The sequence below is a fragment of the Streptomyces sp. NPDC093260 genome (assembly GCF_040683715.1).
Lineage (GTDB): Bacteria > Actinomycetota > Actinomycetes > Streptomycetales > Streptomycetaceae > Streptomyces > Streptomyces sennicomposti.
The window spans coordinates 19,360-31,678 of sequence record NZ_JBFBEK010000048.1 but is presented as its reverse complement, the minus strand read 5'-3'; the positions used below and the strand labels follow the sequence as shown (position 1 = coordinate 31,678).

Sequence of the window (12,319 nt, the reverse complement as noted above, 5' to 3'; positions counted from 1 at the left end):
GCTTCTCGACGTCCGAGGACGGCCGGCCACCGCACGACGACCCTCACCCCGCGGCCCGATCCCCGCGGCCTGAAGGCCGTCGTCCCCCACGGCCGGGCGAAGGGGGCAGGTGAGCCCGGGAGATCGCAGCAGGTCGACGGTCGCTGTCGGAGCCGCTCGACAACGTTGCAGACTCAGCGTGTCGATCGGCGGGACCTGAGATCAACCCAGTCCCTCGGCACGCGACTTCATGCTCGCCGCCTCGATCTCGACGTATCGTCGCGTCTGTCGACCCGTCAGCAGGCCGACGAGTGGTGCTGCGAATCCGGATTGGCCGAGATTCAGGGTCATGACGCTGAAGCGGCCTCGAGGGGCGACGACATGAGTGCCGGTCGTCGTCACACCGCCGGACGTGGACTGCCAGGTGAAGGACCGACCGGGTGTCCACGAGGTGATCCGCCACGTCAGCGCCGGCATGCGTGGCTGAGCGATCCGCACCAGCGAGCCCAGCCCCAACTCCTTGCCGTCGATGCGCTCGACGCGCCGCATGGTGACAACGAACTCCGGCCAGCGTTCCACGTCCGCGACGACCTTCCACAAGGCTTCCGGCGACGCTTCGACATCGACCCGGGTCATCCACTGCATCGACGAGCACCTCCGCGACTCGCGGGAATCGGCGCTCCGTACGGTACAGCGTCCGACACTCCGGGCAGAGGTCCCAGCCGGCAGGATCCGCGTCTGCTCCACCCCTGGGCGCGCGTAGATCCTCGGAGAGCAGTGAGCTCCGAAGTAACGTGGGTGATGCGGCAGTTCGTCGGCGCGGGGGGCATCCGGCGCGCGGGCCGGCCAGGCCGGAAGCGCGCGGGAACGTGGCAGCCGGCATGCCACTGCCGACAGCGGGGCTCCTGCCCTTTCGCAGCGCGCCTGACGGCCGGCGCACCGCCAAGACCGACGATCAGGAGCTCGGTACCTCATCGCCTACCGTGCCCTGCCTCGCGAGGCGTGAGCGCCGGGGCCACAGCACAGGACTCCCGCGGCCGACCTCCACGATGTCTCCACGACAGCCATGACACCGCTTCCGCTCCGCCGCCCGAACGACGGCCGGCCGCGGCCGGGCCGCGCGGCGCGCGCACCTGTCGCCGCCTCTGTCCGGTGCCGGAGGGGACGTCTCGGCGACCGGCCGAGTCCGAACCACCCGTGCTCACAGGCTCTGCGGTCGCCGCCGGGCCGACGGCCTTCAGCCGTTGCGACGCACGAGGGCGGCCTTGCGGGCCTCGGCGAGCTTACGAGCCTCGCCGGCCTTGCGGGACTTGCCGCCGGTGCCGCGAGCGGGGTCCTTGGTGGTGCCGAGGCCGCGGAAGGGAGCGTTGGCGTTCTTGGACCGGGGAACGGCGGGGCCGCCGTCGAGCGGGATGCCGGCCGGAGTCTTGGCGCCGGTGATCCGGCTCAGCTCCGCCTCGCCCGAGCGCACCTTGGTGACGGTCGGCTCGATGCCGGCCCCGGCCAGCATGCGACTCGTCTCGCGGCGCTGGGCCGCCAGCACGAGCGTGACCACGCTGCCGGACCCACCGGCTCGCGCTGTGCGGCCGGCCCGGTGCGCGTAGTCCTTGGGGTCGGTGGGCGGGTCCACGTTGACCACGAGATCGAGGTCGTCGATGTGCAGGCCACGGGCCGCGACATCGGTCGCCACCAGAACGGTGATCTGGCCTCTCTTGAACTGTGCGAGCGTTCGTGTGCGCTGGGGCTGGGACTTGCCGCTGTGCAGGGCTCCCGCGTGCACCCCGCTGGCCCGTAGATGCCGGGTGAGCTGGTCGACGGCGTGCTTGGTGTCGAGGAACAGCAGGGCGCGGCCGTCGCGGGCGGCGATCTCCGTGACGACGGCGTAGCGGTCGGGGCCGTGGACGACCAGAACGTGGTGCTGCATCATCGCGGCGGTGCCCGCGGAGGGATCGACGGAGTGGACGGCGGGCTCGTGGAGGTATCGCTGGACGAGCTGGTCGACGTCACGGTCGAGGGTGGCCGAGAAGAGCATCCGCTGACCGTCGGGGCGCACCTGGTCGAGCAGGTCGACAACCTGCGGCAGGAATCCCAGGTCGCACATCTGGTCGGCCTCGTCCAGCACCGTGATCCTCACCCGTGCCAGGCGGCAGGCGTTGCGCTCGATCAGGTCGTGCAGGCGCCCGGGGGTCGCGACGACCACCTCGGCTCCCTGGCGCAGCGCGGCGACCTGCCGGCCGATCGACAAGCCGCCGACGACCGTGGCCATCCGCAGTCGCAGTGCCTCGGCGTACGGCGCCAGCGCCTCGGTGACCTGTTGGGCCAGTTCCCGGGTCGGCACGAGAATGAGAGCGAGGGGCTGCTTCGGTTCGGCGCGCCGGCCGGCCGTACGGGTCAGCAGCGGCAGACCGAAGGCGAGCGTCTTGCCCGATCCGGTGCGCCCGCGCCCCAGGACGTCGCGCCCCTCCAGGGCATCGGGCAGTGCGGCGGCCTGGATCGGGAAGGGTTCGCGCACCCCGAGTCCGCTGAGTGTTCGCAGCACCTCCACCGGCAGTCCCAGACCGGCGAAAGTGACGGCCACGGGCGGCGCCGGACTCGTGGTCGCGGTTTGCGTGGGACCGCCGTGCGCGATACGGGAGTCGTCGCGATGCTTCATGAACAGCCTTCCGCAGGGGAACGTACCGAGGAAGGCCCGGCAGCATGGAACAGCCCACGCGGAAGCGGAACTGAACGGACGAGATCGCCCACCGTGGCGACCCCGCAAAAAAGTCACGTTAGCACAAGGCATGACAACGCCCCGGACATCCCATCGCCCTGCCGCGCCGATGCCCCGGCACGGCGCAAGGGTTCCACGGCAGACTGCGCGCGGTCGCCGGCGGACGGGGCCGGACCGAGCGCCGCCCGCCCCGGCCCCGCCGGCGGGCAGGTGTCCGCACGGGACGGCCAGCCGGACCCTACGGCCGGCGCACTCGCCGGAGACCGCGAGCCGGGCCGCCCGGCCCTCCCCCCGACGTCGCGGCGCACCCGGCCCGCTGGTGCGAACCGGAGGGGGATGCGGCCGACGGCCCCCCGCCCGCGGCGTGAACGGCCGCTCCCCGGCTCCCGCAGGGAGCCCACCCTCTCGTGGCCGGTCCGACGGCCGGCCACCGCCCGGGCGGCCACCGTCTCCGGGGCCCAGTCGGCGCCCAGCGGGACCGCCGGCACGTCCACCCGGCCGGCCCCGCCCGGGCCGACGCGGTGATGTACGGCGGCGGAGGACGGACCTCGGCCGGGCCGGGCCCACAGGCCGGGACGAGGCGTACCTGGGCGCCCGGCACGGCGGGGCCCGCGGCGGCGATCTGCCCGGCTGCGGCCCGGCCGGGCGCACCGATCACGCACCGTCCGCCCCGGGCCTGCGGTTCCAGTGCCGCGGCAGCGGCTGAGCCGCGCGACGGCGGCGCGTTCCCGCGGCGGCCTCGCCCGTCGGCGGTGCATCGGCTGCCTCACCTCCGGGCATCCCGATCAGGCTGATGTCCTCACCGGAGGAACACCGCCCCGTTCCGGGGAGATGCGGAACTCGAATTCGGGGCGGTCCCACGGCACGGCGGGCGGGTTCGCGAGGGCGGTTCCGCTCCGCACCGCACCTACACGGTGGTAGAAGCCCTCGGCGGGAGGATGCGACACGACCTTGACGCGGCGGAGCCCGGCGGCACGGGCCTCGGACCGCATGTGCGCGACGAGCAGCCGCCCGATTCCCCGTCCTTGCGCTTCGTCGGCGACGAACAGCAGGTCGAGCTCCGGCGGAGCGAGGACGAGCGAGTAGAAACCGAGAACCCGGCCCGCGGCCTCGTCGGCGTCGACGGCTACGAAGGCGCGGTGGGCCTCGATGTAGTCAGGACCGACCCGGTAGTCGGCGACCGCGGCCGCGTACTTGCCCTCGTAGGCGGCTGAGCCACGCACGAGCCGGGTCAGCCGTCTGGCATCCCGCGTGACGGCCCGGCGTATCATGACCGGCCGGCTGCTCCGGGAAGCGCGTGAACTCATCGGGAGAGTATTGCGCACCACGCAGCGCCCTCCTGCGGCGGGCCGGCCGCTCGGGCAGGTGTCCGCGCACCCTGGCCCGGAACCGCTCACCCTGGTCCCGATCGGCCATGTCACGCGAGAGGTCCCCGGATCCGCTCTCTCGATGGCTCACCGCCTTGATGAGCGGATCGACGGGCACCAAGAGCACACGGCGTACGGACGGCCGACCGTCCGCTGCCCCAGGTGCGCGCATGCGGACGGCCGCTGGACGGTGGCGAGCCACTGGCTCTGGTGACCCCGGGGTGTCCGTGCGGGTTGTCCGAGCCGGGACGCCGGTGCCGCTCAGAGGCGCAAGCCCTACCGGTCGTCCCTGGCGGCCGCCGAGTGAGCCCGGGGCGATCCGTGGTCACGCGTCCTGACCGCTCGCGCGCAGGGTGCTCCGTGGTGATCGTCGATCCGGCTGTCGGCAAATTGCGATGCGCGCCGGCGGAATGCCGGTCAGACTCACGCGCATGACTGCGGAAATCACTCGTATCAACCCCGGGCAACTCCATGAGACACCTGGCTATCACCACATCACCGTGGTGGAGACCGGCCGTACGGCCTACCTGGCCGGGCAGTGCCCGCTCGACCGGAGCGGTTCGCTCGTCGGGTCCGGATCACTCGAGGCGCAAGTCGACCAGGTCGTCGAGAACGCGCTCGCCGCCTTGGCCGCGGTGGATGCCGGGCCGCACCACGTGGTGCGCTCGGTGATCTACGTACGGAGCGACGACAGAGACGTTCTGGGCACCGCCTGGCGTCGGCTCACCGACTCGGCCCTCGGCCCGGCGTTCACCACGGCCAGCACGCTGTTGGGTGTCGCGCAACTCGGCTTCACGGGACAACTCGTCGAGGTGGACCTCACCGCGGCGCTGCCCGGCTGAACCTCTGATCCGACACACCGTGCTGAGTGGAGGACGCGGAACTCGTTCCCGGCCGGGTCCCGCAGCGCGGTCCAGGTGAGGCCCGGAACACTGTGCTCGGCGACGACACTCGCGCCCCGTGCGACCAGCCGCCGCTCCGCCTCCCCCGCCAGGCCCGTGGGCGGGACGGGGCGGCGAAGGCGACCTGCACACGGTTCTCGCCCCGCCGCTCTTCGGCCACACGGAGCTGGGCCGCCCGCTCGCCGGCGGCCTGCCCGCCGCAGCCGCCGCCGGCCCGCCGCCCGGCTGCACACCCTCGGCCTGTCCGACCATGCGCCGACCGCGGCAGCCGTCCCGGGATCAGTTCTGGGAAGGGACCCGAGCGGCGATCTCCTTGGCCAGCCGGCCCGCCTCGTCCGACAGCGGCTCGCCGTCACCGGGCACCGTCAGCAGTAGCCGCAACAGGTCGTGCGCCTCCTCAAGAGTGAGCGCGGCCAGGCGCCGCGCGGTGGCCCGCGCCGGCGCGAGGGCGAGCTCCTGGAGCACGAAGAGGTCGTCGTCTTCCATGACCGGGCAACGTACCCGGAGCGCTCGCGGTCACACACGCGTCAGCCCAGGGGATGGGAGACACCTGCGCTGTTCGGCCCCAAGGGGTGTCCCGATGCCGCCGGCTCCCGTCGCGTCCCCGCGGCTGCCGACCTCCAGGGCTCGGTGCGGGCCTCGGGGCGTTGCGGACCGGATCCGAGCACTCCACGCATGCGCCCGGAACGCGTACGACCGGCTGCGGCCGTCCGCCCCGAGCCCGGATCACGCGTGCCGTCCTGCGGCGCCCTGCCGGGGTGCTGGGCGCGGATGTTCTCGAGGTCGCCGGCGCGATCCGGTACGCACGGGGCTGCGCGGGGGCGGGTCAGCGGGTGCGTGCGTAGTGGCGGCGCGCCTTCTCACGGTTGCCGCAGACGGCCATGGAGCACCAGCGGGCGCGGTTGGCGCGGCTGCGGTCGAGCAGGAACAGCCGGCATTCGGCGTTGGCGCAGGGGCGCAGTCGGCCGGGCAGTCGCTCTTCGGTCGCGGCCCAGGCGAGGACCACCTCGACGGCCAGCCGGGCGTGCGGGGGCGTCCTGAGGGTCCACTGAAGACCGTCCGACGTGATTGCCGGGGTCTGGTGGACCCCTTCGAGCAGCGGACTCAGCACGGCCGGTGTGCATTCTCCGCGCACGATCTTCTGCAGGGCGTCCCGAGCCTCGCGCAGCAGCGCCAGTTCCGTGAGGCTGCCTTCGCCGCCGTGCTCCCGCGCCCAGCGCCTGCCCCCGGTCGGGTCGCCGAGCGCGTCCTGCTCCTCGCCGTCGACCAGTGGCCTGCTGTTGAGCAGGTCCAGCAGCGCGTTCATCGGGCACCACTCCCTCTAACCTGACTGAATCATTTGACAGGTTATCTCACCGCATGCTTGCATGGCGGAAAACTAACCACATCATTGATGTAAAGGGGTTAGAAATGAGCTCGGTGCACCACCGGACCGCCACCGTCGGCGGTCAACGGATCTTCTACCGCGAGGCCGGCCCCGTCGACGCCCCCACGATCGTCCTGCTGCACGGCTACCCGACCAGCTCGTTCATGTTCCGCGGACTCATCCCGCTGCTGGCCGACGACTACCACGTCATCGCACCGGACCACCTCGGCTTCGGTCACTCCGCCGCCCCTCGCGCGGAGGAGTTCACCTACACCTTCGACGCCCTCGCCGACCTCACCTCCCAGCTCCTCGACCAACTGGGCCTGGACCGCTACGCCCTCTACGTCCAGGACTACGGCGCGCCCATCGGATGGCGCCTCGCACTCAGGCACCCCGACCGGATCTCCGCCCTCGTCACCCAGAACGGCAACGGCTACGAGGACGGCTTCGTCGAGTCGTTCTGGACCGACGTCTGGGCCTACGGCGCGGACCCCGGCCCCGCCACCGAACCCGCCGTCCGCGCCGCGCTCGGCATCGACGCCATCCGTTGGCAGTACCTGCACGGCGTGCCGGACCCGAGTCTGGTCAGCCCGGACACCTGGGAGCACGACTTCGCCCTCGTCTCCCGCGAGGGGAACGACGAGATCCAGCTGGCGCTGTTCCGCGACTACCACAACAACCGCCCGCTCTACCCGCTGCTGCACGAGTTCCTGCGCACCAGCGAGGTCCCGGTGCTCGCCGTGTGGGGTCGCAACGACGAGATCTTCGGTCCGGACGGCGCGCGGGCCTTCGCCCGCGACGCCAAGGATGCCGAGGTGCACCTCATCGACGGTGGTCACTTCCTGCTGGAGAGCCACCTGGACGTCGTCGCGGGCTACCTGCGCGGCTTCCTCGGGCGGGTGCTGGCCTGAGAGCACAGCCGGGCACACCCAGACCCGCTGGGCGCCGGGCCGGCCGGCCCGGTCACGCGGGCCACCCGCTCTCGGACGTTCCGCACCACCTCGGTGCGCCGCACCGGCCGAGTCCCCTGACCGGGAGGCCGCCGGTCGGGAACGGCGTCAGACGAAGGCGCTGATGCCGGTGGCGGCGCGGCCGACGATGAGGGCGTTCATGTCCCGGGTGCCCTCGTAGGAGTAGAGCGCCTCGGCGTCCGCCCAGAACCGGGCCACCTCGTGGTCGAGCAGGATGCCGTTGCCGCCGAGTATCTCCCGGGCGTGCGCGACGACTTCGCGGACGCGGCTGGTGCTGAACATCTTGGCCATCGACGCCTGCTGGTCGGTGAGCCGGCCGGCGTCCTGGAGCTGGGCCGCCCGCACGTTCATGGCCTGGCAGGCGGTGATGTCGGCGAGCATGCGGGCCAGTTGGTCCTGGACGAGTTGGAAGGCCGCGATCGGCTTGCCGAACTGCTCACGTTCCAGGGCGTAGGCGCGGGCCGCCTCGTAGGCGCCCATGGCGCAGCCGACCGCTTTCCAGGAGACGCCGAGCCGGGTGGAGCGCAGCACCTTGGCGGTGTCCTTGAAGGAGCGGGCCTCCTGGAGCCGGTCGGTCCCGGGGACCCGGACGTCGCGCAGGTCGATCTCCGCGTTCTGCACACTGCGCAGCGAGACCTTGCCCTGGATGCGGTGCGGGGTGAAGCCGGGGGTGCCCTTCTCGACGACGAAGCCCTTGACCTCGCCGTCGGCCTCGTCCTTGGCCCAGACCACCACGAGGTCGGCGAAGGTGGCGTTGCCGATCCACTTCTTGCGCCCGTTGAGTATCCAGGTGTCGCCCTCGCGGCGGGCGGTGGTGGTCAGGCCGCGCGCGGTGCCGGAGCCGACGTCGGGCTCGGTGAGGGCGAAGGCGGCCAGCTTCTCCCAGCGCAGCATGGCGGGGATCCAGCGCTGCTTCTGTTCCTCGCTGCCGCACTGCATGATCGCGGCGATGCCGAGTCCGCTGTGCACGCCGTGGAAAGTGGCGAACGAGGGATCGACGCGGGCGAGTTCCATGCTGACGAGGCCGGCGACCAGCGCGCCCCTGCCGGGTGCGCCGTAGCCGCTGAACTGGAGCCCGGCGATGTCCAGTTCCGGGAGCTGTGCGATCAGCTGGTGGGGGAACTCACCGCGTTCCCAGTACTCGTCGGCGATGGGCGCGACGTTCGTGCGGGCCCAGTCGCGGACGGCGGCGAGCCGTTCCCGGTCCTCGGGCGGCACCAGCTCGCCGATGTGGAAGAAGTCCGCCTCGACGGCTGCCGGATCGGCCTGGTGGATCCGCACGCCGGGCCGGGCGCCGACGTCGTGCGCGTGGGCGGACTGGGAGTGCTCGGTCATGACAACCCCTTCCGGGTCGGGCTGCGACGGTCCGCGCGTCCTCCCGACCGGTCTTGCCGACCCGCGGGGGAGGCCGACGCGGCCCGGACGATCACTGCGGACGGCAACTAGCGTGGCCGGGATCCTCCGCCGGAAACCTGCGGGGGCGCACCCTGTCCGTCACATCGCGGGGGCCATCCCGTGTGCGGCCGGTCAGGGCCGGCCGCAGCGGGGCCGGAGCGGCGCGCGGACGGGCAGGCGGTCGGCGGCGCGGCGGCCTGCTCACCCCGCGGCGCCACCGGCCCGCACACGCCTGCGCGTCGGCCTGCTGCGGCGGGACGGCACTCGTCCCGTGACCGCCGCACGCGGCCGGCCGCGACGGCGCGGCCCGGGCGCCTTCCGCCGGGCCGTCGAAGCGCCGCATCGGTCGCACGGTCGCGGTGGCGCCGGGACTTGCCACCGGCCCCCCTCCCGGCGGACAGTGTCGTGGGCGCATCGAGGATCACGTGCTCCCGGAAGCCGGCGTCGTCCGGGTACTGTCGGAAAGGTCGAGCGGCGCATGGTCGTGAGTCTGAGCAAGGTCGAACAGAGCGCACCCGCGCTGGTGAGTCTGTACAAGACGGCCGGTGCCTCGGTGGAGTCCCGAGGCCTGAGCGGTGAGGCCGTCGCCGTCTACCTGGTGATCGACTACTCCTACTCCATGCTGCCCTCCTACCAGGACGGCAGCGTTCAGGCGCTCGCCGACCGGGTGTTGGGGCTGTCGGCCCATCTGGACGACGACGGGACCGTGCCGGTCGTCTTCTTCTCCAGCGGCGTCGACTCCCTGACCGAGATCGCGCTGGAGGACCACGAGGGCCGGATCGACCGGATCGTCGCGGGTCTCGGCAGCATGGGCGGCACCAACTACCACAAGGCGATGGACGCCGTCATCCGCCACTACCGCGAGAGCGGCTCCACGGCCCCGGCCCTGGTCCTCTTCCAGACGGACGGTGCGCCCAACAGCAGGAGCGCGGCGGAAAAGCGCCTGTGCGAGGCCGCGACGCTTCCCATCTTCTGGCAGTTCATCGGCTTCGGCAGCCGAAGCAGCGACCAGTTCCGCTTCTTGCGCAAACTGGACCGGCTGGCGGTTCCGGAGAAACGCCCCATCGACAACGCGGGGTTCTTCGCCGTGGAGCGCGATGCCCGGAAGGTGTCCGACGCCGAGCTGTACGACCTGATGCTCTCCGAGTTCCCCACATGGCTCGCCGCCGCCCGCGCTCAGGGCATCGTGCCGGCAGGTCCGGGCGCTCAGGTCGCCGCGGACCTGGGACCGGCCCTTCGGGACGCCCCGGCTTCCACTGCGCCGCGCCAGGGGCTCTGGGCGAGGCTGTTCGGCCGCTGACCCGATGCCGTTCCTGGACCGTCGTCGCGACCGGCGGTGCGGAACCGGCGTGGGCCCAGGCGTGGAACGGCGCCGCACCCGTCCCCGCAGCGCGGCCCGTTCCGCATCCGCCGGAATCGACTCGGCCTTCGGCCGCCCGGTACGCGCGACCCCCGCGATCCTGCAAGGGGAACGGGACTTCCCCACCGGAAGCCGGTGGCGGGCCGCTCACCGCACACTCGGCGGGTCCCGGCGGCGGCCGGCTTCGGGAAGCCAGCTGCTCTGGCGGACGCTTGAAGTCATCGCCGCACAAAGGCCGCAGGTTCGCCCGGTGTTCCTCCCGCGCCTCGCCGGCACGGCCGTCGCACCCATTTACAACGATGTACAAGCGGTTCTAGATTGACGCGACACCCCACTTGTCCACAGGAAGGGATGACGTGTTGCCGTTCCTCTCGTTCCTCGTCCCCCGCCGCCGGCGCTCCCCGTCCGCCACTCGAACGCGCCGGGCCGGTTCCCGTGCGGGGCTCTCCCGGCACACCGCACTGGCAGCCGTCCTCGCACCGGCCTTCGTCCTCGCTCTGTCCTTCGGCCAGTCCGCCGCCGCGGCCGCCACTCCCACGACCGGCGCGGGCGCCGCCACAGCCGCGAGCACGGCACGGATCGCGAGCGTGCAGGAGGGGGCCGCCTCCGTCCTGGCGACCGGCACGACGTTGGGCACCGGCACCGGTCTGTATCCGCGGGCCGTCCGGCTCGCCCACAACGGCGGCGCCAACGGCCGGATCATCGCCAGCGTCGTCACCTTCGACGGCGACAACGGAATCGGGGCCATCCACGAGAGCACCGACTCCGGGGCCACGTTCCACCAGGTGGGCAAGATCGCCGACCCGGAGTCCTCGGGCGGGCGGGGGCTGTGCTGTACGACGCTCTTCGAGCTTCCCCGGCAGGTGGGAAACCTTCCGGCCGGCACGCTGCTGTGGGCCTCCTCCGCCGGCCAGGACGAGCAGAACCGGCGTATGTCGCTGCGCATCTGGCGAAGCAACGACGTGGGCCGCACCTGGTCCTACCTCTCCGCCTGTGCCACCGCGACCAGCACCGGAGGTCTGTGGGAACCCGAGTTCTCCGTAGCCTCCGACGGCGCGCTGGTGTGTCACTACTCCGACGAGACGGACCCCGCGCACAGCCAGAAACTCGTCGCCGTGCGCAGTTACGACGGCGTCACCTGGCAGGGCAGGCACGACACCGTGGCGAGCAGCCTGTCCACCGACCGGCCGGGCATGCCCGTGGTACGCCAACTGCCCAACGGCACCTACTTCATGAGCTACGAGATCTGCACTCCCGGCGGCCAGTACCAGTGTGTGGTGCACTACCGGACCTCCGCGGACGGCTGGAACTGGGGTGACCCGACGTATCTCGGAGTCCGGCCCGAGACGGTCGACGGGAAGTACTTCCGCGCCGCGCCCACCATCGCCTGGGCTCCGGCGCCCGACGGCGGCCCCAACGGCAGGATCCTGCTGATCGGACAGCGCCTGCTCAACAAGGACGGCACCGTCGCGGCGGACAGCGGACACACCATTCTCGCCAACACGGAGAACGGCACCGGATACTGGTACGAGCTGGACTCCCCGGTGAACGTCCCGTCGCCGGAGGTGAACTACTGCCCCAACTACAGCTCGCCGCTGCTGCCTTCGGCCGACGGCAAGCAGGTGCTGGAGATCGCCACCGACTGGGACGGTTCGGTGTGCCGGCCCTACTACGCCACCGGCGGCCTGCTCGGCAGCGCCGACGCCTCCGGTGTCGCCGCCGACGGGACCTACCGGCTCGTGAACGCCAACAGCGGTCACTGCCTCGACGTCTCAGCGGACTCCCGCGCACCCGGCGGCAACATCCAGCAGTGGACCTGCAACGGCCTCGGCCCGCAGAAGTGGAAGTTCGGCGCCCGCGGCGACGGCGAGTTCACGCTGACCGGCGCCAACAGCGGTTACTGCATGGACGTCGAGAACGGCTCCGCCGCACCGGGCGCGAACGTCCGGCAGTGGTACTGCAACAGCGCGGCGGCGCAGGACTGGCGCCTGTCGAACGTCGGGCGTGGGTATTACCGGCTCGTCGTCAGGTCCAGCGGCCAGTGCCTGGACGTGGCCGGCGGCTCCCGCGACCCCGGCGGCAACGTACAGCAGTACCCGTGCAACGGTCTCGAGCCGCAGATCTGGCGGCTGGAGCGCGTCTGACACACCGGACCCCGCAGTACCGGCAGTACCCGTGAGGGGGCCTCCAGGCTCACACCTGGAGGCGCCCTCCGGGGCCGGAAGGCGAAGCCGCCGTACGGGGGCGCCGTCACGGACGCCGCTCG

10 protein-coding genes and 1 pseudogene are annotated in these 12,319 nt (G+C 72.2%); 4 read left to right on the top strand and 7 right to left on the bottom strand.

Annotation, left to right across the window (positions count from 1 at the left end; genetic code table 11):
- Positions 1 to 201: 201 nt before the first annotated feature.
- The 3 genes from AB0N63_RS34925 to AB0N63_RS34915 form a co-directional block, all read right to left on the bottom strand.
- Positions 202 to 624, bottom strand: coding sequence for an SRPBCC family protein (locus tag AB0N63_RS34925; RefSeq protein WP_365535791.1), 423 nt, complete (start codon positions 622 to 624; stop codon positions 202 to 204).
- Between the two features lie 592 nt (positions 625 to 1,216).
- Positions 1,217 to 2,632 (bottom strand): DEAD/DEAH box helicase, encoded by a 1,416-nt coding sequence (locus tag AB0N63_RS34920; protein WP_365535789.1) that lies wholly within the window; start codon positions 2,630 to 2,632, stop codon positions 1,217 to 1,219.
- A gap of 845 nt (positions 2,633 to 3,477) precedes the next feature.
- Positions 3,478 to 3,999: a GNAT family N-acetyltransferase gene (locus tag AB0N63_RS34915; RefSeq protein ID WP_365535786.1), complete on the bottom strand. Its 522-nt coding sequence runs from the start codon at positions 3,997 to 3,999 to the stop codon at positions 3,478 to 3,480.
- 491 nt (positions 4,000 to 4,490) lie between these two features.
- On the opposite strand from AB0N63_RS34915, the gene AB0N63_RS34910 reads away from it, so the two are divergent.
- Entirely contained in the window at positions 4,491 to 4,901 is a 411-nt protein-coding gene (locus AB0N63_RS34910; protein ID WP_365535783.1) for a RidA family protein, read from the top strand.
- An 89-nt stretch (positions 4,902 to 4,990) separates the two neighbouring features.
- Here AB0N63_RS34910 and AB0N63_RS34905 read toward each other — a convergent pair.
- From AB0N63_RS34905 to AB0N63_RS34895, 3 genes and pseudogenes are all read right to left on the bottom strand, one after another.
- Positions 4,991 to 5,194, bottom strand: a pseudogene (locus tag AB0N63_RS34905) (hypothetical protein); the annotation flags it as partial.
- Positions 5,195 to 5,240: 46 nt separating this feature from the next.
- Entirely contained in the window at positions 5,241 to 5,447 is a 207-nt protein-coding gene (locus tag AB0N63_RS34900; protein WP_365535780.1) for a DUF6417 family protein, read from the bottom strand.
- Between the two features lie 340 nt (positions 5,448 to 5,787).
- Positions 5,788 to 6,267 carry a CGNR zinc finger domain-containing protein gene (locus tag AB0N63_RS34895; protein WP_365535777.1) on the bottom strand — a complete coding sequence of 160 codons (480 nt, stop codon included), beginning with the start codon at positions 6,265 to 6,267 and terminating at the stop codon, positions 5,788 to 5,790.
- A 104-nt stretch (positions 6,268 to 6,371) separates the two neighbouring features.
- On the opposite strand from AB0N63_RS34895, the gene AB0N63_RS34890 reads away from it, so the two are divergent.
- Positions 6,372 to 7,238: an alpha/beta hydrolase gene (locus AB0N63_RS34890; protein ID WP_365535775.1), complete on the top strand. Its 867-nt coding sequence runs from the start codon at positions 6,372 to 6,374 to the stop codon at positions 7,236 to 7,238.
- Between the two features lie 147 nt (positions 7,239 to 7,385).
- Here AB0N63_RS34890 and AB0N63_RS34885 read toward each other — a convergent pair whose 3' ends face one another.
- Positions 7,386 to 8,633, bottom strand: coding sequence for an acyl-CoA dehydrogenase family protein (locus AB0N63_RS34885; RefSeq protein ID WP_365535772.1), 1,248 nt, complete (start codon positions 8,631 to 8,633; stop codon positions 7,386 to 7,388).
- A gap of 538 nt (positions 8,634 to 9,171) precedes the next feature.
- Here AB0N63_RS34885 and AB0N63_RS34880 point away from each other — a divergent pair.
- Both AB0N63_RS34880 and AB0N63_RS34875 read left to right on the top strand, forming a co-directional pair.
- On the top strand, positions 9,172 to 9,993 hold the full coding sequence (locus tag AB0N63_RS34880; protein WP_365535770.1) for a VWA domain-containing protein: 822 nt from the start codon (positions 9,172 to 9,174) through the stop codon (positions 9,991 to 9,993).
- A gap of 416 nt (positions 9,994 to 10,409) precedes the next feature.
- Positions 10,410 to 12,197 carry an RICIN domain-containing protein gene (locus AB0N63_RS34875; protein ID WP_365535767.1) on the top strand — a complete coding sequence of 596 codons (1,788 nt, stop codon included), beginning with the start codon at positions 10,410 to 10,412 and terminating at the stop codon, positions 12,195 to 12,197.
- Positions 12,198 to 12,319: the final 122 nt, after the last annotated feature.

Coding starts and splice junctions, on each gene's coding strand:
- AB0N63_RS34925 (WP_365535791.1), bottom strand. CDS start 624: ATGCAGTGGATGACCCGGGTCGATGTCGAAGCGTCGCCGGAAGCCTTG.
- AB0N63_RS34920 (WP_365535789.1), bottom strand. CDS start 2,632: ATGAAGCATCGCGACGACTCCCGTATCGCGCACGGCGGTCCCACGCAA.
- AB0N63_RS34915 (WP_365535786.1), bottom strand. CDS start 3,999: ATGAGTTCACGCGCTTCCCGGAGCAGCCGGCCGGTCATGATACGCCGG.
- AB0N63_RS34910 (WP_365535783.1), top strand. CDS start 4,491: ATGACTGCGGAAATCACTCGTATCAACCCCGGGCAACTCCATGAGACA.
- AB0N63_RS34900 (WP_365535780.1), bottom strand. CDS start 5,447: ATGGAAGACGACGACCTCTTCGTGCTCCAGGAGCTCGCCCTCGCGCCG.
- AB0N63_RS34895 (WP_365535777.1), bottom strand. CDS start 6,267: ATGAACGCGCTGCTGGACCTGCTCAACAGCAGGCCACTGGTCGACGGC.
- AB0N63_RS34890 (WP_365535775.1), top strand. CDS start 6,372: ATGAGCTCGGTGCACCACCGGACCGCCACCGTCGGCGGTCAACGGATC.
- AB0N63_RS34885 (WP_365535772.1), bottom strand. CDS start 8,633: ATGACCGAGCACTCCCAGTCCGCCCACGCGCACGACGTCGGCGCCCGG.
- AB0N63_RS34880 (WP_365535770.1), top strand. CDS start 9,172: ATGGTCGTGAGTCTGAGCAAGGTCGAACAGAGCGCACCCGCGCTGGTG.